This is a genomic window from Paenisporosarcina macmurdoensis (assembly GCF_042658845.1).
Taxonomy (GTDB): Bacteria; Bacillota; Bacilli; order Bacillales_A; family Planococcaceae; genus Paenisporosarcina; species Paenisporosarcina macmurdoensis.
Genome location: NZ_JBHSRI010000009.1, coordinates 26,055 through 48,918, shown reverse-complemented (window position 1 = coordinate 48,918; position 22,864 = coordinate 26,055). Strand labels below are relative to the sequence as shown.

Sequence of the window (22,864 nt, the reverse complement as noted above, 5' to 3'; positions counted from 1 at the left end):
TTCTCACTCCTTTACAATAAGTTCTTTTTGTAAGAATGCACTGGCGGATCTTTCGATATTTTTATAGTCTTCTTCAGTTAATGTTTCCATAAATCGACTCAACCTTGGATGTTGATAAACATCACTAACGATTTCTTTCCAATCTTTTATGTCCCAATTATTCATGACTGAAATCACATTCTCCGTTAATCCACTCGATTCCATATCAATAGTTTCTAAAGTTTCTATTGATATGGATTGCACCCAAATTAACGGATCTTTCATTTCTTGGGATTCTCGCACCATAGAAAGCCACTCATCCATAGGGGTACCTTCAAGCATTGCTAACGTACTGGCATCCACTTCAGTTAATTTCAACTCTAAAACAGCTGCTCCATATTTACTGCGGAATTGATCCAGGGCTTCTTCAATAATTGCAAACCATTCATTGGCATGGACAATATCTTTACATGAACAGCTAAGTTGATCGTAAATAATCGCAGATGTCTGAATGAACGTTAGCTGTGCATCCCCTTTTTCAAGGGTAACGTCATAAAATCCTTTTGGACCTCTTTCATTACGATGACGACTTTGAATGTTGCCCGAATAAACAATGGGTGGTTCCATGTGTAAAACTTGTCGCTTATGAATATGACCGAGTGCCCAGTAATCATAATTTTTACTAATAAGCTCATCTTTTGTGAATGGCGCATACACATCATGTGTTTTATCCCCAGCTAAGCTACCGTGCAACATGCCAATATGAATTGCTTCGTTATCATTCGCCTGTGAATATGACGAGATCATGGCCTCTTTTACATGCCGTTCTTTATAACTAAAGCCACTTATGTAAACATCTTGTTGTTGAATACGAAGATGCACTTTCTCTGTTTTCTTTTGAAATACATGAACATTTGAAGGGAGCTGAAAACGTGTCCACTTGCCACCAAGATGGTCATGATTGCCATGACAAATAAACACCGGAATTTGATGATTATTAAGCACTTCCATTCCTTGTTGGAATTTGTGTTGCGCTCGCAAGCTGCGGTCTTCCCCGTCATAAATATCACCAACAATCAGAATGAAATCCGGTTTTTCCTGAACAGCAGATTGAATAAGTGTTTGGAATGCTACGAACGTGCTATCCCGAAGAATTTTTAATTGGTGATCTGGCATTGATGTAATTCCTTTAAAAGGACTATCTAGATGCAAGTCCGCCACGTGAAAAAAACGAATGGATGTCATACGGGACCTCTCCTTTAATAATCGAATGTTTGTTCTTATTTTATCATTTTAACTGGTAAATTACTATCTTATGGAAGTAGAACAATAACTTTGATTCCACTCAATGAGGATTCAAATTGTGAAGCCAATTTTATTATTTCCATTATTTAACTTTTACAACTAAACCCGCGATTTTTACAACTAAATCTCTTAAAATTACAACTAAATACTCAATTTTTACAACTAAACATTCAAATTATACAACTAAATCCATAACACGAGAAAAATCCTCTAAATTGACGGGGTTTTCGCGTCACTATGAGTAAAAAATAACTGCTTCATCCTCTAATCATAATAAAAGAGCTAAGTAACAGGTTCACTTAGCTCATCTTTTATTCTTACATACTTTCTGTGGTTTTGGATTTGCAACGTTGCAACCCATTTACCTTATCGTAAATAGGTGTACGCATTTATTAGCTCACGCGAACGGACAGAGTAAATTACAAGAAACTAAACTCTAGCTTAACAGAGCCTTAAATTAAAAAAACGAGGCATTATCTGCCTCGCTTAACATTCTATTTCTTGCCTAATTGTATTGCCTTTTTAATGTCTTTCAATGATTGAGATGCGCCATACATTAACACGCCACCACGGTAAACCCGAGAGCCGAACCAACCTAAGATGAAAATCGTAATTAACAAAATACCTATTCCGAGCAATGGTTCCCAAAACGGTAAATCCAGCATCCCTACACGCAAGAACATCACGAGAGGAGTAAAGAATGGGAAATACGATGAATATTGCACGTAGGTGGCCTCTGGATTACCTAGTCCTGTAAATGCAATAAACGATGCGATAATAATAATGAAAGTCATCGGTAATAGTAATTGTTGAACATCTTCTGTTCGACTTACCAGTGATCCAAGCAACGCTGCGAGAGTAGCGTATAGGAAATATCCTAGTAAGAAGAATACAACTGCATAGAGCATCGTACTAATGCTGACGTTTGAGAAACCAAAGAACGAAAACACACCAGATGTTAAGTCAGATGAACTCGTTTTTAATGCGACAAATCCCACCACTCCAAATAATGCAATTTGCAATAACCCAAGAGTTCCTACTCCGGCAATTTTCGCAAACATATGCTTAACCGGGGACACACTTGAAATAATGATTTCCATTACCCGTGATGATTTCTCTGTTGCTACTTCCATCGCAATCATATTTGAATAATAGAAAACAGCGAAGTAAATAACGAAGATTAACACATAAACCAGACCACGTGCTTGGCTTAATTCCTCTTCCGATTTTGAAGAAGCACTAACTGCATCTTGTTCAAATTGAATAGGTACAAATAGCTGTGCAACTTCCTCCCCTGTTAATTCTAAAGTACTCGCTTTAAGGTTTGTTTGGACGCTTTGAAGAGCTTCACGAATGGACATCGGTTGCTCAAAAGCATTGGCATTCTTTGACGTGTATGTCGCTTGAATGGTGTCAGCGTCATTAATTCCTAAAACCAGCAAGCTCGATATTTTTTCGTCTGTAATTTGATTCTCCAGTTCTTGAATAGATTCAGTTGTAGCTTTTAAAGTGATACCACTCTCTTTCACATCTAACTGTTGCTGCAGTTGATCAACGAGACTACCACTATCATCGATGACGTAAATGATATCTTCGTTCGCTCCGTCTCCAAAAACGCCCACTTCCTGAACTTTTGAAATGATAGTAGAAATGTTTGCCATCAAGAAAATACCTGCAACTACAATTAATGTCGTTATGACAAATGCTTTAGTTTTTGCTTTAGTCCAAAAAGACTGTTTAAAAATCGTCCAAAAATCAAGCATGTTCTTTCCCCACCTTTTCAATAAAGATGTCTTGAAGGGATGGTTCCTCAATAGCAAAATAACGAATATCCCCTTTTGTTAACGCTGTGCGTAATAGTTCATGTGCTGTTCGTTCTTGTGAAATTTGAAAGAGTCCACCTTCAATAGAAGATTTAAATGAATTGACCTCTTCCATTTCTCCTAGGAACGTTAGGTCGAAATCTGCTTTTATTCTGACATTTTGACGTCCAAATCCACGTTTCACCTCTCGTAACGAACCACTGACAATGGTTTCTCCATGATGCATGATGCACAGTTGCTCACACAATTCTTCTACATGGTCCATTCGGTGACTGGAGAATACAATCGTTGCCCCTTCTTTTTGTATGTCCAATATGGCTTTCTTCAACATTTCTACATTGACTGGATCTAACCCACTAAACGGTTCATCTAAAATGATTAAGGATGGTTTATGTACGAGTGAAGCAATGAGTTGTATTTTTTGTTGATTCCCTTTTGATAATTCTTCGACTTTTTTATGAGCATAGTGTGGCACTTCAAAACGCGCTAACCACTCATTTGACGCAATCTTTGCATCGTTTTTTTTCATGCCACGCAGCTGCCCTAAATATACTAATTGCTCTTCTACTTTCATTTTTGGATACAATCCCCGTTCTTCAGGTAAGTAGCCGATATGTGAACTATTTGCATACGTAATGGGTTTTCCATTCCAAGTGATTGAGCCCTCGGTAGTATCCAATAACCCTAAGATCATACGGAATGTAGTCGTCTTACCTGCACCATTCGCTCCTAAAAATCCGTACATACTTCCTTGCTGAACAGTCATGGTTAAGTTCTTAACAGCTGAGAAATCACCAAATTTCTTCGTCACATGTTCAATTTGCAATGTCATGTTTTCACTCCTTAATAAATTTATCTCGACAATTATTCTACTAATCCAATACATCAACTTATTCCGCAATACATAACTATTAAGTTGGAAATCTGAATCTCTTGTAATAAGTAAAATATAATCTTTATTTAGGCATCCAATGTAGAGCAGTCTTTCCAACCTATTTTTTTGTTTTGAAAACTTGTATAATGAATTTATATTCATTTCAGAAAGGTTGGACGTTTATGAAACCTTATAAATTCACAGCATTTGAACCAACAGGAAAAGTAATTATTGAAGAAACATGGAATTTCGAATCAGACGTTGAAGCAAAAGCAAAAGGTCAAGATATGATAGATGAACAAGAGTTTACTAATAAGACTCATCGATTAGTAAACACTGCTGGAAAACTAATCCTTTTCCACAGTTAATTAAATCAACCATTATAACTATAACCAAAAAAAGTCTGCTATGGCGAAACTTCGCTTTAGCAGACTTTTCTTTTACTCCCCTTTAAAACTTGGTTTGCGTTTTTCTACAAATGCCTGAATACCTTCTAAGTGATCCTTTGAACGACGCATTGCAGATTGTGAAGAACTTTCTAGCGCCAAAATACGCTCTAATTCATGAACATTTTGGGTATGTAATATTTGTTTAGATGCAATCATCGCCTTAACTGGAGATGATAAGAACTTAGCAGCCACTATTTCTGATTGCTCATATGCTCTTCCTTCAGCAGTCACCTCATCAATTAACCCCAATGCTAGTGCTTCATGACCATTTAATACTTTCCCTGACCAAATCAGTTGCTTCGCTTTTGGAATCCCTACACGTTCTTTTAAGAAGAAATGTCCTGCACCATCCGGAACCAACCCAATGCCAATGAAGTTCATGGCAAGTTTACTGTTTTCTTCTGCAATAACAACATCACATCCAAGAACTAAACTAAAACCTAAACCTGCAGCAGCTCCATGAACCGATGCAATAGTAATCATCGGAAGCGTATAAAGTGCTTTAGCTAATCGAGAAACATCCACCATTACCGTATCTATGTCTAACGGATTAGTGGGGTCCATCATAGCCTTTATATCACCACCTGCTGAAAAAGCACGACCCTCGCCTTTAATTAATAAAACTTGTATCTCTTTCTCATCGTGTAGCCATTCTAAAGCTTCCGTAATTTCCTTCATCATTGCACCGTTCATCGCATTCATACTTTGTGGGCGATTCAATGTTAAAGTTGCTAATCGGCCATTCTTTTCCATAGTTAATGTTTCAAATGTCAAAATAGACACCTCTTTCCGAGTGAATAGTCATTCATAAGATACCTATTCGTGATTCATTTTGTAAATCCCTTTAAATTCGTTTATAAATCTTATGGTATCAAATAGAAAAACAGAAATTCTCTAATTAATTCAATCTTTCGCTAACATTCAGTATGTTGTTAGAAATTTCAATATCCGTTATATTTAGTATGCATATTCAGGAAAGAAGGATCCAATACTAAGAAAGTTGTATTTTGTAAAATGTTTAACCAGGAGGCACTATGAAGAACGTAATTTATTTATTTGGTCCAACGATAATGATTTTTATTGGACTTAGTTATTTTGAGTCCATCCCTATTACATTCGTCTTGTTTTACAGTTGGTTATTTTTCATTCCATTTATAACTTATGCAAGACATTCAGATTTAAAAGAAAAACTTGTTCATTCCATTCAAAATGGGTTTACGGTAAAGCCTCTGTTATTTGGCATAATCAGCGGAGTTATTTGTTTATTTTCCATATACGGATCAGTCGCATTTTTACAAGGTCATTTATTTGATGTCGATCGATTATCAGAACTGCTCCTTCAATGGGGGTTCAGTGGTAAAAACGTCTGGGTATTTATATTAGTTTTGATTTTTATTAATCCATTGTTAGAGGAATGGTACTGGCGTGAATTTATGTACAAGCGTTATCTGGACAAATTAGGCGTAACGAAAAGTGTATTACTTACTTCATTTTTTTATGCACTTTACCATATGTTATCCTTGATTCCCCTATTCGAAATGCCCTTTAGTTTAATTGCAACGCTTCCTGTTCTCTTTGCGGGCTTACTGTGGGGTTATTTCAGAGTTAAATTCTCATCAATTATTGCTCCTGTAATAAGTCATGCACTCGCTGATATAGGTATCATTTTTGTCTACTTGCATTATTTTATGTAATTAAGGTATTTATTGAAACATTTTCCTTTTTTATTCGTAAAGACTAGTATACGAAAGGATGTTTCTATGAAACTATTAATTCAAGCATTTGTTGCTGCTGTCGTTATTCATCTAATCTACTTTCTGATGGTTGGATTGGTCGGACTTATAAATACATTTACGTATCACCCAAATTTGACCATCAATCAAAACAGCGTTTTACTTCAAAATAATGTTTCATTTGGAAAAATTGAAGTTTCAACTATCTATCCATATTCCTTTATCTTTGCCATCGTTGTTTTCTATATACTTTTAAGATTTATGAATGGAATTAAGAAAACGGCATAGCATGATGATCGGCACAAAAATTACAATCGTGTAGGAGGTAGTGATTAACTCTCGACCTCTCACACCACCGTACGTACCCTTCGGTATACGGCGGTTGAACTAAGATACTTGACGCAAATGTTCATAACAAAATATTAGACTTTTGAGCCCTTGAGAACTCCAGTAGGAGTTTCCAAGGGCTCTGTGTAATATTGGACTTTTGGATAAATTGTTTTCCATCTAAGTTTGATGGTTCATAATCTGGAATTAAAAAAACAAGTTATACCATTTAACAGTTCCAACTAAACCACCACCATATTTTGATTTTTAATGATTATATTTTGCATCATAATTAGACCCCAGTTTGTTGAACAGTTAGCAGATGTTGGTCTGACTGAGTTCTATACGACACCTATTCTAATTGAGGGGGATAACATAAAACCCCATTAGAGTTTAGATTCTAGGGAGGTTTATTTTTTTCTCGAAAAAATTGTACAAATAAAAAGCACACCCACAATCCTAGTCCCTCTCATAATATAAAAAAAGGGTTTGGAGGTGAATATTAATGAGTAAAAAATTTTTACGATGGTCCAAGGTTCCTTACGCTGGAGAATCAAAACCACCAGGTGACCCTGTCACATCTACAGCAGGTTCTTGGTCCTTAACATATCTAAAAAGAAACAGAAAAGGCGACTTTCTTAATCCAAAGGGAGTTAAAATGCATCTCCCAATCATACATCCAGATCATATTGACTTTGAGAAAGAATTAAAGATTGTTCAAAGCACTCTCAGAAACAATAACCCAACACATGAAAAAAACGCAGTATTTTACGGAACAGGCGTCCCGACTAAACAGTGGAGTCCTGTCATTGACCGTTTAATTGATTCATATGGAGTCACACCAGTTTATGCTGCACGAATATTATTGGCTGTGCAAGCAGCTGTAAACGACACCATGATCGTGGTCTGGGATTATAAATACAAGTGGGATACGGCGAGACCCAATCAATACGACCATGAGATGGAGACGGAAATCTGTACACCGCGATTCCCTTCCTATCCTTCAGGGCACGCTAGCATGTCAGGCTGTTCAGAAGTGGTATTAAGTTATTTCTTTCCGCGAGAAGCAAAAAAACTACGCAAATTTGCAGAAGATGATGCAGTCAGTCGTTTATATGCAGGCGTTCATTTTCCAATCGATAATACCGAAGGGCTAAAATTAGGAAGGTTTATAGGAAAAGTGGTTGTAGATCACTTAAAGACACAGCGTAATCCAAATCGTACACCTATTGATGCCCCTTACAGAGAATACCGTAATGCTGAATTCATTGCAGATGACTTTAAACAATTTATCCCTTATGATTTTGCGGATGATTGTTCATCTCGAGTAAAGGAAAAAGACAAGGATAGAGAGAAATACAGTTACAGTGACAATGACAAATTTAATGACAATAGAAACAATGAAAGAATCGTTGACAGTGACACATACAAAAATGTTTACAGTGACAATAAAAGAGACATTGAAAGGTATAATAACAGACATAATAACGTTTACATTGACAAAAACAGAGACAAAGACAAGGATATTGAAAGCAGTATTGACAGTGACAAACACAATGATAAAGCAGAATCTTCCTCACACCAAAATCGTAGGAATCCACATCCTTTCTTTAATTTTAAAAACCTCTTCTAAATGAAGAGGTTTTTTCTTGTATGAGGTGCAATACAACTTACACCTAATAAGTTTGTCCCAGAAATAGTAAGATGTAAGTGTGCATCAATAAAGCCCGGTAGTAGCGTTTTTCCATCAAGATCAATACTAGTTTGTTTCATCTGAACAATATTGCTGAATTTCTCTGTTTGATCCAACTGCAATAATCCGATTTTCCTTTATTCCTACGCTCTTTACCACTCTGTTTTCGTAATTAATGGTAACATTTTTTAAAGGAGTTAGAGATTTACGACAAATTTGCGACAAACTGAAAAACACTACAAAAAAGCACCATCACCATTTTTGGTAAGAGTGCTCTATAAACCTTGCTATAATATTCATTTTAAAAAAGCCGCCTTTGCCGTAAATAGAATAAGAAAGTTTTAGACCACCACTTCTCAAAGTGGGTGCTCGCAGAAACCATCCTGTTTGTCCTCATTGATTAAAATGAATGAGGCATGCCATTCCCGTTTCTATAAAAACTCCCTGTTACAGATTAAAGGTTAAAACTTAATATCATTACGCACAATGCAGCTTGTATTAGTATCTTACAATACTTGATTTGAACTTTCAATGGTAATTTTGACCTCTAATATGATTTTTTTATTAATGAAATCATTCAATTCGTTATCATGTGAACCAGCATTTTAAATCGGTTAGTATTTGGCTTATAAATCCAATAGTGAATTACCAAAGACTTTGTATCATTAACCACTATCTTCTCTTCTATAGAAGGAACGCTACATTTAAATCAGGAATTCTTAAATAGAAAGCTCTCATAATGTATATTGACGAGTAAACGAAAGTGTACAATAGCAGCTAACAATGCCGAAGAGCGTGAAGAATGAGCCCATAACTATGTCGGTTACATACGTGTTAGCTCATTCCGACTGTGCGACTCGCGCAAACGTTCAATCAGGAACAGTATATTTTAACAAACTAATACTGTTAACCTTTAGATTGAAAACACTTTTATACTGACAAACACGTTTAATTTTTCAAGAGTAAAACAAATCAGTTGCTAATCATTTAAATTGGTGCTATGATAAAGAAGAATTATTTTTGTCGGTGTAAAAGATTTGTATATGTTTCAAACTTATCGTCTTAATGATCACTTTGGGCAGGGATAGTATTACATTGTGTGAATTTCACACTAGGAGGCAACAAAAATGGAACAAGGTACAGTAAAATGGTTTAATGCAGAAAAAGGTTTTGGTTTTATCGAGCGTGAAAATGGGGACGATGTATTCGTACATTTCTCAGCAATCCAAAGTGAAGGCTTCAAATCTTTAGACGAAGGTCAAAAAGTAACTTTCGACGTTGAGCAAGGCGCTCGTGGAGCTCAAGCTTCAAACGTAAACAAAGCTTAATTTTAACTTTCAAACAGACTCTACTTTGTAGAGTCTGTTTTTTATTTGTCTAAAATTAAAAACCTCCACTCATTATCTGAGCAGAGATTCTCAATTTATTCATACACGACCGTTAGTAACTTGTAAATAATGTTTTCTACATCCTCTATTCTTATGACTAATCGAGTTTTATATAAATAAGATAAGTACAGTGTATAACACCACACCTATTAAAAAGGCAGGCAGACTGCTTTTCCGATCTTCAGGAAGTTCTTCTTTCATTACGTTTAATATAATCGCTCCTGCTAAAAATGCTGCTAATAGAGAGACCACAACTTCTCGGATATCAAAAAATGCCCCCACAATCCAGCCGAAAAGAACCGCAAACGACAGTAACCATCTACCATATCGATCATATACATCTTTATGGGACTCTCTTAAACTCCAATCATTTGTAATAAAGTGCACGGCCATAGCTATAAAGTAAAAAGAGAGACCTAAATACCCATCGTACTCCCCACGAACAAGTAAATAACCAATAATCGCATTGTATATAAAGAACATGCTTATATGTATTTGAAAAACTCTCATAGAAGCTTTTACGTCATCTGTTACTTTATTGACGTCTCTCATCTTCCTTACAATTAGCTCCAACCCATAAAAAACCACTAAACCAAACATCGCAATCATATAAATATGATCTTCAAGTAATATCAATAACTTGTTATCGATCGTATCCTCCAAAATCTTTTGATATTCATTTAATTCTGGAAGCAAATGGACAAAGACGTAAGCAACTGCCACTCCTGAAGATAAGGATAGAAATCGATGTCTCTGGACGGAATGCAAAAAATGTAAATTTTTTGAAAAGATATGAACAAACACAAGACCGATCGTAAATAAAAATGTAATTAGTATCATCATTAGCCAACCCTTCGAAACAATCTATAGACTATGGATACCCTTATTAAATAAGATTATCCATTCTCTAAAGAATCTATATTATTCAGTTTTTGTCCAAAAGAAAAAACCAGCACTAGGCTGGTTTATATTCCATCATATAACGATTGAACAGGCTTCATTAATACACGGTTTACTTCTTCAATTAATCCACTAAGGGCCATTTCAGCTTGGAGCATTTTTTCAATCTTAGGATTTGCTTGTGCAAGTTGAGCCGTTTTTTGAGCATACTCAATCTCTTCGCCCGAAATTTCTTCACCTTGCATTTGTTTTTGTTGTAAGTTCATTTGCAAGTCACGAAAGCTTTTGAACAACGAAAGTGCTTGTTCATCATTCTTTACCTCTGTTACCGCTTGTTCCACGGTTAAGAATTCGGTTGTATTTCTAAATGTGTTTTCTAAACGATTAATATCGTCATAAATGTTTACTGTCATGTGATCACTCCTAAATCATATTCATTAAGTACACGATTCCACCTTGGATTAATCCAATCAGTCCACCAAGAATCGCGCCTAGTACTGTAATCATTTTAAATTCTTTTCTTGAAATGCCTAAAATTAAATCTTCAAGACGGGCTACAGGGAATGTATTAACCTGTGCTTGCACCATCTCTTCTAGCTTTAATCGTTTGATCGTTTCTTCAAGTTTCAATTCACCTTGAGTAAATACAAATTCAGTCATTTTTGGTGTTAGGTTACTAGCTGTCCAGTTAGCACCTTCTGGCCAATACGATTGTAACGTACCATCCAATCTTTTTTCAACTGCAAGCTCCTGTTTTAAATAAGTTTTCACAGTTGTTACTACTGGATTTATATCAAATCCACCAATCAATTCATTTAATGGGCGATCTTTTAATTTCTCCCATTCCCCTTGAATCAGGTTTGAAAGAAGATCAAATGTACCCGGTGCATTTAAGAATTTTTGTATTTCCGGTTGCACACGTTTGACGATGGAAGACGACTCACCCATAAACATTTGAATCATGTTACCGATTGTCCCTTTTGAGGAAAGGAAATCATCAATCAGTCTTTTTAGTGTTAGACGTCCTTCTTCCGAGTCAAAGTACGCTTCACCTTTGTCTATCATGTAGGTAACAATCTCAGGAATGCGTTCGTCTGTTTGTTGCTGCCATTGTTCTGGAGTTAGTTCCCTCATTGTTTTAGTGGCAAATCGCGATTCTAATAATGCCAGTTGTTCATCGATTACTGAATCAATTTTCCCTTCCACACGAGAAGGCACATGTTCAATACCTGCTTTTGCCAGCCATTGTTTCAGTGTCATATCTGATTCAAACAGATGTTTTGTAAGTTGTCCTTGAATCCACACTTCGGCTTTTAGTCGCATGTCATTTGAAAAGAATCTTCGTTTAAATGTCTCCGGTGTTAATAAATGTTCAACGACCGTTCGACCAAGTTGTTTTGCTAGCTCATCTCGTCGTTTTGGAATGAGTCCAGGCGTAAATGGTACTCTCCATTTGCCTATATATTTCGCTTCATGCGGGTGAAACAGCATCCTAATGGCAAGATGGTTCGTATATCCTCCAATTAATGCACCAATTAATGCCATGAAAAGCAATGTCCATAAAAAGTTCAAGTTGTTCACCTTTTTCTGTCAATCTGCTTTCCATTATAACAGAAAAGGAATATTTATTAAAAATGTGAAACTCTCATTTACAATGCGTTGTAAATCGTAGAAAATCTGATTGCGTGTTCCATTTCGTCATGCATCGCTATGAAAAATGGATTATACGCTTCTGGTATTGGCACAGTTAAAAGCATTTCTTTATAAAAGTCTGTTGCTGCCAGTTCTTTCTCAAGTGATTCCTTTGCTGCTTGCTTTAAATTTGTTGGTGGATTAGGTTTTGAGGTATTTTGTACAAATTCACCAGTCAGCATATAATGGAGTTGTTGGAACATTTCATAGTGGCTTTTTTCATCTTCCATTGCATGCTGGATAAACCGTTGCCAATATGGATCTTCCGTTAGCTTTAGCATGTATTTATAGAAATAAAAATCTCGATACTCATCTTCAATGGCTTGTTTCAGCTGTTCATTAAACACTTGGCCACCCCTTTTTCGCCTTTTTCCTAGCGTATGCGGGTGTGTCTTCACCTATGAAAGGAGCAGACTTAATGCTGCAACATTTTAGCTTTAAACCTATGTATGAAAACAAACAATTACCCGGCTGGACCTTCTCTTTCTTTTACAAGCAAACCCGCTATAGCGGTGAATATTTGCCAAATGGAACGATCACTTGGACAAGCACTTCCCAACCAACTGATGAAGAAGCTGTAAAGAAAATGATTCACGAACTGATGCTATTTCATGTTTACGAGTAATGTTGTTCATGAATTTCACTCTAGTGACATCGCGGATAGCGTAATTCTGGAACATAAATCAACCTCTACTAAATTTTAAAAAAACCGTGCAAAGTGCGCCCGGTCCTTTTAAGAAGAGTAACCATAGTAGCCTGTTGATTTCCGCTAAGGTGGACGCTTTTCGCGGGCATGGCTTCAGTCTCCTCGTAACTTCAAAAACATGTGCTCCTGCGGTTACTCGTCGCAAAGATACTGGCTGTTGGCCAGTATCTTTCCTGCGGGGTCTTCAGCTCATGCATCTGTCGCTTCGCTTTCGGTGCAGAAAACATCTGCTATTCCCGCAGAAGTCGCCACCTGCGCTTCAATCAACTAATATAGATGGCAACTACGATTATAGGTTGGTTCTATCTCTAGCTTATCTTAGAATCATTTATTCGTGTCTTCGCAATAAGTAATTGATAGATTTTCTTATTGGTTACTACTCACTTCATGGATTGTAGTGGAAGGCGACGAGAAAACATGTGCTCCTGCGGTTACTCGTCGCAAAGATATTGGACGAATGACAGTTCGTCCAATATCTTTCCAGCGGGATCAGCGGGACAGGTGAGACCCCGCAGATCGCGAAGCGACCGAGAAGGCTCACCGCCCGCCCCGCAGAAAGCGTCCGCCTAAAACGGAAATCAACAATATTAATGAATCAATCTTTTGTCCAAAACACCTGAAACACTGGATTTTTGGAACTAAAATTAAATACTCTCTTATCTTTTAAAAAAGGAAATGCCCCTAGTCATATATATGACTAGGGGCATTTCCAACTTTTTTTTATTTATCTACTCTTCACCAACATACTAACCGCTTCTTGAATGGCATCTTCTGTAGAAGTACCATTATCATTAGCTTCAATAATACATTGTTCTAAATTTTTCGCGACAATTAATCCTATGGTTCTATCTGCAGCAGAACGCACTGCTGACAGCTGTGTGACAACATCGCGGCATCCTTTATCTTCTTCCATCATCTTGATAACACCTCGTACTTGTCCTTCAAGGCGTTTCAATCGATTCATCATATCTTTTTCATAGCGCACGATCTTCACTCCTTAGTTACATATCTTCTTCCTTTAAGATAGCGGATTTAGTGAAAAAAATCTATCACAATGATTCGTTGAACTCTGTGTCATTCAAAAAAGGGGAGCACCCTTAACCCCCTTGAGGATTAAGAGCCACTCCAGATTGTAAACGATACATTTGTTCATACCGTCCTCCTAGTGTTACTAATTCATCATGCGTTCCTTGCTCCACAATTTCACCACGATCTAAAACAAGAATACGATCCGCATTTTTAATAGTAGAAAGTCGATGTGCAATAATGAATGTGGTACGTCCTTTTTTCAAGACATCCATCGCGTGTTGAATAATTTCTTCAGTCTCTGTGTCTATATTTGATGTTGCCTCATCTAAAATTAAGATGGCTGGATCAAATGCTAACGCTCGAGCAAATGAAATTAATTGACGTTGTCCGGAAGAAAGAGTGCTTCCTTTCTCGATCACTGGTTCATCGATACCATTTGCTAAATGTTTGAGCACACGTTCTCCGCCAACTGCATCTAAAGATGCTTGCACTTTTTCACGAGAAATTCTCGCATCACCTAGGCTAACGTTAGATTCAATTGTTCCCGTGAATAAATACGGATCCTGTAGCACAATCCCCATATGGTCACGAACGGTTTGTCGAGACCAGTCTTGAATATTTAAGCCATCAATTGTGATCGCCCCTTTTGAAACATCATAGAAGCGGAACAATAAGTTCATAATTGAACTCTTACCAGACCCGGTGTGCCCTACTAAAGCAACGGTTTCCCCTTTTTTCGCCTCAAAAGAAATATCTTTTAATACATATTCTTCTTTATTATAAGCAAACCATACATTTTCGAAACGAACATTCCCTTGATAACGGGTGATTTTCTCATCACTAACCTCTTCACCTTGTCGGTCTAGTAATCGGAATACACGCTCTGCTGCCACCAAAGCCTGCTCTAATTTTGCTAATTGATTTACAATACCTGATACAGGATTAAATAAACGGATAATGTAATCAACAAATGCATACAACACACCAACAGATATTGCTGAGGTAGCTGATAATGAAGCACCTCCAAAATACCAAATAAATAAAACAAATGTAATGGAGCGAAGAACTCCGACTAAATTGTGAGACGTTCCAGCATCTAAATAAAGCAATTTATTTTGGTACCTGTAATGTTCACGGTTAGTCAATTCAAACTCTTCTTGCATTTGTTCTTCACGACGGAATGCTTGGATGATTGTCATACCTTGGATAGATTCATTAATCATAGCATTCATATCACTGACTTTTTCTCGAACAATGTGATTATACTTTGATGCGTATTTTCGATACAAGAACATCCAAATAAACAAAACTGGAACAACGAACAAAGCAATTGTTGCCATTTTCCAATCAAGGAAGAATAATGCCACATAAATACCTGTAATATACATTGCACTTGATGCAAATTGAGACAGTACAGTTACATACAATTCGCGAATCGCTTCGGTATCGTTTGTAATACGAGCTACTACTTTCCCTGCAGGTAAGTTGTCAAAGTAGCGAATCGGTAAAGTTTGGATATGTTGATAGACATCATTCCTCATTTTTTGAATTACACGATTAGCTGCTTTTTGTAGCAATAAATATTCTCCATAACGGAACATTGCAGAAACGATTGTTAAGGCAAAAAACACACCTAGCAACAACGCTATGGGTTCAAAAGCAAATGAACCAGCTGTTGTATCTGCAATATGATCGTCAATAATCTTCTTAGCAATCAAAGGCCCTGCTAAATCGGCAGCCACCCCTACGGTTAGCAAACTAATTCCCAGGATTAACAGTTTTTTATAATGTAAGGCGTAGAGCCATAATCTTTTCCCTGTACTCATGATGACACCTCCTCAATCTGCTGACGGTCGAACTGTTCTTTATACCAGCCCTCATTCGTAAGCAAATCTTCATGCGTACCTTCTTCAATCATAACCCCATCATCTAATACAATAATCCAGTCCGCATGTTGAATTGCAGATAGACGATGTGTGGTAATGATGGTTGTTTTGTCTTTCCGTTCGAGTTGTATATTTTCAATAATACGTGCCTCCGTTTTTGCATCGACCGCAGACAACGAATCATCCAACAATAAAATTTCTGGATTTTTAATGAGTGCACGAGCAATCGAAATACGCTGCTTCTGCCCTCCGGATAAAGCTACACCTTTTTCGCCAACAAGCGTTTCTAACCCTTGTGGTAACATTTCTAAATCCTTTTGGAAATGTGATAAACGAATAGCCGTTTCAATGTCTGCATCTGTTCCTTCAGGATGGCCAAACAAAATATTCTCTTTAACCGTTCGAGAGAATAAGACATGATCTTGTGGCACATAACCAATCCAGTTGCGCACCTGATCCTTTGTTTGATTTTCTATCGGAATGTTTGCAAATGTAAGTGACCCTTCACCTGCAGGGTACTCACGTAGAAACTGTTTAATTAGCGTGGTTTTCCCACTTCCAGTTTTCCCGACTATTCCAAGCGTTTGGCCTGGCTCTAACTGCAAATTAATATTACTTAAGTTCACTGTAGATGACTGTGGGTATTGGAATTTCACATTGTTAAAACCAATTCTACCCGGTTGCAAAACCGTCACTGGATTTGATGCATCTTTGACATCCTCTTCGCAATCAAGGGTTTCTTGCACACGATCCAGAGATGCATTGCCTCGTTGCATGACGTTGATCAATTCACCTATCGCAAACATGGGCCAAATAATCATTCCGAGATACACATTGAATGCGACTAAGTCACCGAGCGTCATTTGACCTTCCGACACCAAGAATGCTCCATATCCTAGTCCAATCATGTAACTAATGCCTGTTAATACTTTGGTAATCGGGTTAAATAATGCATCAATTTTTTCAACTTCCATATTTTTCGCATAAACATCTTCTGTCATTTCATCGAATTGTTTTTCTGAAGCACGTTCTTGGACATACGCTCTAATAACACGAACACCCGAAACTGCTTCTAGTACACTGTCATTCATATCTCCAAAAGCATCTTGTGCCTTCATATATTTTTCGTGGATCCGTTTACCGAGAATTTGCATGATAATTGCCAAGATTGGCAAAGGTAAAAGTGCAACAAAAGTTAATTTCCAACTAACTAATATTCCCATAGTCACTAAAATGGTAAGCATATAAAGTGACGAGTCAACTAATGTTAAAATACCGAACCCTGCAGTTGTAGACACGGCTTTTAAATCGTTGGTTGCTCTTGCCATCAAATCGCCAGTTCGATTCTTTTCGTAGAATGACGGCGTCATGCGTAAAAATTGTTTCATTAAACGGCTTCGCAATTGCTTTTCAATGACATATGCTCCGCCGAATAATTGGTACTGCCAAACAAAGTTACTTAAATAATTGACAATCGTTACCGCAATTAGTGACAGTAAGAAAATCATTAGTAATTTTGATGTTAATGTTTGTTGATAAATGGCATCAATGGATTCACCCAGCAGCCATGGTGGCACAACCTCGAGTACATTCGTTACCATCAGCAACGAAATTGCAATCGTATATCGTTTCCAGTTTTCTGCGAAAAACCATCTTAATTTGAATAATACTGAGAACATGTAATTTCCTTCTTTCCTTTACGGTTTGGCTTTCACTAGCCGCCTTCTAGAGATTCCTTGATCAATATTTGCTTCTGTTTCTGTTGCTGATAGTTCATCTTCAGCACTCCTTTTCATTTTTTTGTTGCGAAGCTCGACTTTCACTTCCTGGTTTATATAAGACAGTTTTACACTGTGAAACCAAAATATGGTAATAAGAAACACAAAAAAGCACGCGCCTGTTTCCAGATGCGCGTGCGCATGAAAAAAGGAAAAGGTATCCATACCCTTCCCTTGATTTAAATTAAATCATTGAGATATTACTAGTAGGTACGGACGAACTATATAGTTTGATGATAGATCAATTCTTTTAATCATGACACGTACCTCCTCATCTCATAGTTTATTTACTTACTTAGATTAGCATGACAATTTTTTAATTGTCAATACATTTTGAAAAAGATTATTATTCTGTCAATAACTTGCGTTTATACATTTTTAGGTAGGGTATTTAAAAGGTAACAAAACATTCAAGTAAAAGGAGTGATTACTCGTGGAAGAAAAAAAGAATATTGAAGTACGTAGAGAAGAAAAAACAGACAGTGGTTTAGTAGGCGCAACATTTATTAAATACGCTGCTTACTTAATTATTTTCTTTGCAGTATTATGGTTTTTAATTAATTACGTATTCCCTATGTTCAGTTAAGGAAGGAGAGTTTTATCATTATGTTTAAGAAAATGATTGTTGGTTATGATGGTTCAGAAGGCAGCAGAGCTGCTTTAATACATGCGGTTGATTTGATGCATAACCGACCAAATACATCACTCATCGTAGCTTATGTGAACGACGACGTTGTAGGTGGAGATATTCCCTATTCTAACGAACCATTAGTTAATGCTCCCATCTTAGTGGATATGAATTCAGCTCCTTCAGATGAAGTTGATATCGATTCACCACAGCATTTAGCTCGCGAATATGCTCAACAAATGACTGAATCCATACAGACACAGCTAGATAGGCATCATATCGAAGCACAAATTTTAGCAATTGACGGTCAACCTGCTAGAGCATTGGCCGAATTGGCAGAAAACGAAAAAGCAGATGTAATTATCGTTGGAAACAGCGGTAAATCAGGCTTCCAAAAGTTTTTTGTTGGCTCTGTTAGTGAAAAAATAGTGAAAGATTCACCTTGTACTGTAATTGTTGTTAAATAATCATCTTTCGCGCTCCCTCATAGGGGCGCGTTTTTATTTAGTTTTCACAACATTTTCACGTATACTAGAGAGAAGAAAAAGAGAAGTTAGGTGTGAGGGAAATGGCGCGTCGGAAAAAAATGGACGAAGCTGCAATGCTGAGAGAGACTGAAAAGTTATTGCTCGAAAGAGGATACGAAGGTTTTTCATTTAAAGCATTGTCCGAAAATTTAGATATAGCGCGCAGCACTATCTATGAATATTACGGCCATAAAGACGATCTTATCACCGATTATATGTTTATTTTAGTCAGTAAAGTAATGAAGGAAATGGAAATCATAGCGTCCGAAACAACTGGACTCGAAACCATGAAAGAGTGGTTAAAAACGTTCATGCAATACGACCAAGTTCACTATATGATTGGCATGCGTGGTCAGTTAGACCAATCAGAATCAGACATTGCTCGTAATCATTTAAAACAAATGGATGGACTTCATGGGAAAATGTTTTTCATGTTGACGAATCAAGTTAAGAAAGCAAAAGATCTCGGAGAAGTTCGTGCGGACTTGCCAAATGAACTGGTAGCGTCTATCTTTTTCCATTCAATTTTGTCTCGGCCAGCAAATGATGAAAACATTGATGGTTGGGCAAATATGCTAAACGACATTATTGAAAATGGGGTTAAACCTCGAAAGGAGTCGTGAATATATGAAAATCGCTGTGCTGTTAAGAAATGATTTACGACTTCACGACCACCCTGCTCTTTCTCAAGCGAAGCTTGATGGCGAAATATTACCCATTTATGTAGTAGAAAATAATTTAGGTGCAGCGTTTAAATACTGGACTCATCGCAACTTAGAGTCATTACAAGAATCCATACGTAAACTTGGCGGTGAACTGTATGTTTCTAATTCTCCTTTACCTGAAACGGTAAAAGCACTTCAAAAAGAATATGCAATTGATGCCATATATTTCAACCGCTCGTATCATCCCGAACAACGATTGCGAGATGAAGAATTTGCTAAACATATTTTTGATGAAGGCTTCGTTGTAAAAACATTCGAGGGCACTATGTTACTTCCCCCTTGGGAATCGCTGAAAGAGAACGGTGAACCTTATAAAGTTTTCACTCCGTTTTATAACCATTTCCGCACTAAAGCAGTTCCTTTAGTAGTACCGCATATTAGAGACGCCAAATTTCTCAAGGTTCCAGAGAGCGTGACAAGTATCTCTGCGGATATTAATGTCTTACAACTTGTTCCTATTTTTGATTGGACTGACGGAATAGATGAAAATTGGCCAGCTGGCGAAGAGGCAGCTATTGAGCTCGTCAAAACATTTATCGATGAAGACGTCGCTGCTTATAAAATAAAGCGGGACTTTCCAGCAATTTCAGGAACTTCACGTATTTCTCCATACTTAGCTATCGGTGCCCTTTCTGTTCGCAGTGTTTATCATTACGCATTAAAAATGCAGCCTGATGTTAGTGAAGCCTTTATCAGGCAATTAGTATGGCGAGAATTTGCCTATCAAATGCTTGTCCACTTCCCTCATACTGTAAATAAACCACTAAACAAAAATTTTTCGAACTTCCCTTGGCTAAACAATGAAGAGCATTATCAAAAATGGTGTTATGGACAAACTGGGATTCCCTTAATAGATGCAGGAATGCGTGAGTTGTGGTCGACTGGCTATATGCATAACCGAGTGCGAATGAATGTTGCCAGTTATTTAACGAAACATTTATTAGTGGATTTCACAAAAGGCATGTCGTGGTTTTGGGATACTTTAATAGATTGTGATATAGCCAATAACACATTTGGTTGGCAATGGGCATCAGGAAGTGGCGCGGATGCAGCCCCTTATTTCCGCATCTTCAATCCCTATTTACAAAGTGCGAAGTTTGATGGAGAAGCGTTGTACATTAGAAAATGGATTCCTGAACTTCGACATCTATCAGATAAAGATATTATGGAACCTGATCAAGCATCTGAGGATTCACTCAAAGAGGCAGGCGTCGTATTAGGCGATACATATCCATACCCCGTGGTAACTCATAAGGCTGGACGTACTCGTGCCTTACTTGCCTATGGAGAGATAAAAAAAGGATGAACCCGATTTACATGGGTTCATCCTTTTTTGCAGAGTTTGTGGTCGTTTGGTGTTTCCGACCAATTAATAATTGGTTAGAACCAACTATTATGGCTTTTCGACCATTCAAATGGTTTTTCCGACCAACTCTCAAGAGTTTTCGACCATTCGCCCTGAGGTGGACACGATTCTTCTCTAGAAAGACACTTACATTTCATTGACGCACATTAAACAACGGCATTTCTTATTCAATTAACACGGCACGCACGGGGCTACCGTCTGCACCTTCTATTTTTAAAGGCAATGCGATTAATCTATACATGCCTTCTGCTATATCGTCTAACACTAGCCCTTCTAAAATATAGCGACCTGCAGTTCCTAAAGCGTGATGCATGGGTAGATCTTTACTCGTAATCGAATCTACTGATGGCAAATCTACTCCAAATAAAATAATCTCGTTTTCAACCATCCACTCCACCACTTCGACTTCAAAGGTTGGAATTTCTTCAGGAAACACAGTTCTTTCCTGCCAGGCACTTGTACGAAACAGAACTGCTTTTGCAGTAGCAGTTTCAACGCCTTGTAACGACGCCCGAGAAATTACATCTTGCCCGCTGACATCAATGACAATTGCATCAACCATATAGTTTTCTAAAGGCAGTTCATGTACTTTCTTTCCTAGTTCATCAAAATGAAATGGAGCATCGATATGAGTACCGATATGTGCGCTGGTCGTTATTTGTCCTACATTCACTGACCCACTTTGTTGCTTCGTCCAGTTTAACTGAAACTCGAAAGGCGTATCACCTGGCCACTCAGCTACATCACTGTTTAACATCATGGATATGTCATGTATTTTCAATTACGCCACCACGTTTCGTTCATTTGAAAATGTTTTATATGTTTCTTTTTCCATAATTGTTTTTAAACGTTGGACCATTTCCCAAACATCTTCAAAACTTGAATAAAAGCTGATTGGTGCCAATCGAATGATATCTGGTGCACGGAAATCTGGCACCACATTTGCTTGTTTCAACGCTTTACAAATACGAGCTGCTTCTGGATGAGCTAACGCGATATGTCCACCTCTCGCTTCATCAGCAACAGGAGTGACATCGACAAAACCAAATGACCCTAATTCTGCTTGAATTAAGTCACGCAAGTACTGTGTCAACGCAAGCGATTTAGCTCGCACATTTCTTATCCCTGCCTTTTCAAATAATTCAACACTGCCAGTTAGTGGGGCTGTGCTAAATAAATTCGGCGTACCGATTTGGTAAGCACCTGCTCCATTTGCTTTTGAAAAGTCATGTGACATATCAAATTGTTTTGTTTTATCAGAACCGAACCAGCCAGCGAGCCCGGGCAATTCGTTATGATGACGCTCATGAATATAAAGTCCGCCTGACCCCCCTGGGCCACTATTCATGTATTTATAATGACACCAAATCGCGAAATCCACGTTTTCTTTATGTAATTGATGAGGAACTGCTCCAATAGAATGAGCTAAATCAAAACCGACTAAAATCCCTTTTGCATGAGCCATTTCAGTAATGCGTCCCATATCCAACAATTGCCCGCTTCGGTATAACACGGATGGCAACATCAAAATAGCAACATCCTCGGTTAACATTTCTTCAATAGCATCAAGTGTTAATGTATAGCCATCATCACTTTTCACTTTTCTCATTGACACTGCTGGATTCAGTCCACGCAATCTTAAATGACTTTCTACAGCATAAATATCTGAAGGGAAATTTAATTCGTCTACGACAATAACTGATCTTTCAGCAGTTGGATGAAACAATGTAGAGAGCATTTGGTGGATATTAACGGTAATCGAGCCAGTAACCATCACTTCATTACCATTCGCACCGACGACGTTTGCTACTCGTTCACTTAATTTTTCCGAGTAGGTAAACCAAGGATCTTCGCCTTCTGTCCATCCATCAATTCCTTTATCACGCCAGCTTGCTATTAATTTTTCAAGTGATTCCTGAGAACGCTTCGACATAAGTCCTAAAGAGTTACCATCCATATATAATTGATTCTCTGGCAAATAAAACTCCGCTTTATAACTACTTAACACGTCTAACTTGTCCATTTCTCTTGCAAACTGCATAGTTGTATCCAAAGT

General features: G+C 37.5%; 24 protein-coding genes and 1 other RNA gene. 10 read left to right on the top strand and 15 right to left on the bottom strand.

What is annotated here, in order from left to right:
• Window positions 1–3 precede the first annotated feature (3 nt).
• The 3 genes from ACFPYN_RS07845 to ACFPYN_RS07835 form a co-directional block, all read right to left on the bottom strand.
• Complete coding sequence (locus ACFPYN_RS07845; RefSeq protein WP_377733410.1) at window positions 4–1,224, bottom strand: metallophosphoesterase family protein; 1,221 nt, start codon at window positions 1,222–1,224, stop codon at window positions 4–6.
• A gap of 554 nt (window positions 1,225–1,778) precedes the next feature.
• The gene (locus tag ACFPYN_RS07840; protein WP_377733409.1) at window positions 1,779–3,047 is read right to left on the bottom strand and encodes an ABC transporter permease; all 1,269 of its coding nucleotides are present in this window, start codon (window positions 3,045–3,047) and stop codon (window positions 1,779–1,781) included.
• Window positions 3,040–3,939 carry an ABC transporter ATP-binding protein gene (locus tag ACFPYN_RS07835; RefSeq protein WP_377733408.1) on the bottom strand — a complete coding sequence of 300 codons (900 nt, stop codon included), beginning with the start codon at window positions 3,937–3,939 and terminating at the stop codon, window positions 3,040–3,042. Before ACFPYN_RS07835 ends, ACFPYN_RS07840 begins: the two co-directional genes overlap by 8 nt.
• A 224-nt stretch (window positions 3,940–4,163) precedes the next feature.
• On the opposite strand from ACFPYN_RS07835, the gene ACFPYN_RS07830 reads away from it, so the two are divergent.
• On the top strand, window positions 4,164–4,349 hold the full coding sequence (locus tag ACFPYN_RS07830) for a YhzD family protein (RefSeq protein WP_377733407.1): 186 nt from the start codon (window positions 4,164–4,166) through the stop codon (window positions 4,347–4,349).
• Window positions 4,350–4,421: 72 nt separating this feature from the next.
• Here the strand turns inward: ACFPYN_RS07830 and ACFPYN_RS07825 are convergent, their stop codons facing one another.
• A complete protein-coding gene (locus ACFPYN_RS07825) occupies window positions 4,422–5,204 on the bottom strand; it encodes an enoyl-CoA hydratase (RefSeq protein ID WP_377733406.1) in 783 nt (260 codons plus the stop codon).
• A 260-nt stretch (window positions 5,205–5,464) separates the two neighbouring features.
• Between ACFPYN_RS07825 and ACFPYN_RS07820 the strand changes: the two genes are divergently transcribed.
• The 3 genes from ACFPYN_RS07820 to ACFPYN_RS07810 all read left to right on the top strand — a co-directional run bounded on the left by ACFPYN_RS07820 (window position 5,465) and on the right by ACFPYN_RS07810 (window position 8,123).
• On the top strand, window positions 5,465–6,124 hold the full coding sequence (locus tag ACFPYN_RS07820) for a CPBP family intramembrane glutamic endopeptidase (RefSeq protein ID WP_377733405.1): 660 nt from the start codon (window positions 5,465–5,467) through the stop codon (window positions 6,122–6,124).
• Between the two features lie 66 nt (window positions 6,125–6,190).
• Window positions 6,191–6,451 carry a hypothetical protein gene (locus tag ACFPYN_RS07815; protein WP_377733404.1) on the top strand — a complete coding sequence of 87 codons (261 nt, stop codon included), beginning with the start codon at window positions 6,191–6,193 and terminating at the stop codon, window positions 6,449–6,451.
• Window positions 6,452–6,995: 544 nt separating this feature from the next.
• The gene (locus ACFPYN_RS07810; protein ID WP_377733403.1) at window positions 6,996–8,123 is read left to right on the top strand and encodes a vanadium-dependent haloperoxidase; all 1,128 of its coding nucleotides are present in this window, start codon (window positions 6,996–6,998) and stop codon (window positions 8,121–8,123) included.
• Here the strand turns inward: ACFPYN_RS07810 and ACFPYN_RS07805 are convergent.
• Both ACFPYN_RS07805 and ssrS read right to left on the bottom strand, forming a co-directional pair.
• Window positions 8,120–8,263 carry an amidohydrolase family protein gene (locus ACFPYN_RS07805; RefSeq protein WP_377733634.1) on the bottom strand — a complete coding sequence of 48 codons (144 nt, stop codon included), beginning with the start codon at window positions 8,261–8,263 and terminating at the stop codon, window positions 8,120–8,122. The genes ACFPYN_RS07810 and ACFPYN_RS07805 overlap by 4 nt on opposite strands.
• 223 nt (window positions 8,264–8,486) lie before the next feature.
• Window positions 8,487–8,681, bottom strand: a non-coding RNA gene (gene ssrS / locus ACFPYN_RS07800) — 6S RNA.
• Window positions 8,682–9,310: 629 nt separating this feature from the next.
• Between ssrS and ACFPYN_RS07795 the strand changes: the two genes are divergently transcribed.
• Window positions 9,311–9,511, top strand: a complete 201-nt coding sequence (locus ACFPYN_RS07795; protein ID WP_108585255.1) for a cold-shock protein — start codon at window positions 9,311–9,313, stop codon at window positions 9,509–9,511.
• A gap of 168 nt (window positions 9,512–9,679) precedes the next feature.
• Here ACFPYN_RS07795 and ACFPYN_RS07790 read toward each other — a convergent pair whose 3' ends face one another.
• The 4 genes from ACFPYN_RS07790 to ACFPYN_RS07775 all read right to left on the bottom strand — a co-directional run bounded on the left by ACFPYN_RS07790 (window position 9,680) and on the right by ACFPYN_RS07775 (window position 12,510).
• Window positions 9,680–10,414, bottom strand: a complete 735-nt coding sequence (locus tag ACFPYN_RS07790) for a hypothetical protein (RefSeq protein ID WP_377733402.1) — start codon at window positions 10,412–10,414, stop codon at window positions 9,680–9,682.
• 122 nt (window positions 10,415–10,536) lie between these two features.
• Entirely contained in the window at window positions 10,537–10,884 is a 348-nt protein-coding gene (locus ACFPYN_RS07785) for a YlbF family regulator (RefSeq protein ID WP_377733401.1), read from the bottom strand.
• A 10-nt stretch (window positions 10,885–10,894) separates the two neighbouring features.
• Window positions 10,895–12,043, bottom strand: coding sequence for a DUF445 domain-containing protein (locus ACFPYN_RS07780; protein ID WP_377733400.1), 1,149 nt, complete (start codon window positions 12,041–12,043; stop codon window positions 10,895–10,897).
• 77 nt (window positions 12,044–12,120) lie between these two features.
• Complete coding sequence (locus ACFPYN_RS07775; RefSeq protein ID WP_377733399.1) at window positions 12,121–12,510, bottom strand: ferritin-like domain-containing protein; 390 nt, start codon at window positions 12,508–12,510, stop codon at window positions 12,121–12,123.
• Window positions 12,511–12,581: 71 nt separating this feature from the next.
• Between ACFPYN_RS07775 and ACFPYN_RS07770 the strand changes: the two genes are divergently transcribed.
• Window positions 12,582–12,788 (top strand): YheE family protein, encoded by a 207-nt coding sequence (locus ACFPYN_RS07770; protein WP_377733633.1) that lies wholly within the window; start codon window positions 12,582–12,584, stop codon window positions 12,786–12,788.
• Window positions 12,789–13,593: 805 nt separating this feature from the next.
• Here the strand turns inward: ACFPYN_RS07770 and ACFPYN_RS07765 are convergent.
• The 3 genes from ACFPYN_RS07765 to ACFPYN_RS07755 all read right to left on the bottom strand — a co-directional run bounded on the left by ACFPYN_RS07765 (window position 13,594) and on the right by ACFPYN_RS07755 (window position 17,463).
• Entirely contained in the window at window positions 13,594–13,836 is a 243-nt protein-coding gene (locus ACFPYN_RS07765) for a metal-sensitive transcriptional regulator (RefSeq protein ID WP_377733632.1), read from the bottom strand.
• A 130-nt stretch (window positions 13,837–13,966) separates the two neighbouring features.
• The gene (locus ACFPYN_RS07760; RefSeq protein ID WP_377733398.1) at window positions 13,967–15,724 is read right to left on the bottom strand and encodes an ABC transporter ATP-binding protein; all 1,758 of its coding nucleotides are present in this window, start codon (window positions 15,722–15,724) and stop codon (window positions 13,967–13,969) included.
• A complete protein-coding gene (locus ACFPYN_RS07755; protein WP_377733397.1) occupies window positions 15,721–17,463 on the bottom strand; it encodes an ABC transporter ATP-binding protein in 1,743 nt (580 codons plus the stop codon). Before ACFPYN_RS07755 ends, ACFPYN_RS07760 begins: the two co-directional genes overlap by 4 nt.
• A 532-nt stretch (window positions 17,464–17,995) precedes the next feature.
• Here ACFPYN_RS07755 and ACFPYN_RS07750 point away from each other — a divergent pair.
• The 4 genes from ACFPYN_RS07750 to ACFPYN_RS07735 all read left to right on the top strand — a co-directional run bounded on the left by ACFPYN_RS07750 (window position 17,996) and on the right by ACFPYN_RS07735 (window position 20,748).
• A complete protein-coding gene (locus tag ACFPYN_RS07750) occupies window positions 17,996–18,148 on the top strand; it encodes a hypothetical protein (RefSeq protein WP_377733396.1) in 153 nt (50 codons plus the stop codon).
• Between the two features lie 20 nt (window positions 18,149–18,168).
• The gene (locus ACFPYN_RS07745; RefSeq protein ID WP_377733395.1) at window positions 18,169–18,657 is read left to right on the top strand and encodes a universal stress protein; all 489 of its coding nucleotides are present in this window, start codon (window positions 18,169–18,171) and stop codon (window positions 18,655–18,657) included.
• A 101-nt stretch (window positions 18,658–18,758) separates the two neighbouring features.
• On the top strand, window positions 18,759–19,340 hold the full coding sequence (locus tag ACFPYN_RS07740; RefSeq protein ID WP_377733394.1) for a TetR/AcrR family transcriptional regulator: 582 nt from the start codon (window positions 18,759–18,761) through the stop codon (window positions 19,338–19,340).
• Between the two features lie 4 nt (window positions 19,341–19,344).
• The gene (locus ACFPYN_RS07735) at window positions 19,345–20,748 is read left to right on the top strand and encodes a cryptochrome/photolyase family protein (protein WP_377733393.1); all 1,404 of its coding nucleotides are present in this window, start codon (window positions 19,345–19,347) and stop codon (window positions 20,746–20,748) included.
• A gap of 223 nt (window positions 20,749–20,971) precedes the next feature.
• On the opposite strand, the gene kynB is transcribed toward ACFPYN_RS07735, so the two are convergent.
• Complete coding sequence (kynB, locus tag ACFPYN_RS07730) at window positions 20,972–21,589, bottom strand: arylformamidase (RefSeq protein ID WP_377733392.1); 618 nt, start codon at window positions 21,587–21,589, stop codon at window positions 20,972–20,974.
• On the bottom strand, window positions 21,590–22,861 hold the full coding sequence (kynU, locus tag ACFPYN_RS07725; protein WP_377733391.1) for a kynureninase: 1,272 nt from the start codon (window positions 22,859–22,861) through the stop codon (window positions 21,590–21,592).
• Between the last annotated feature and the right edge of the window lie 3 nt (window positions 22,862–22,864).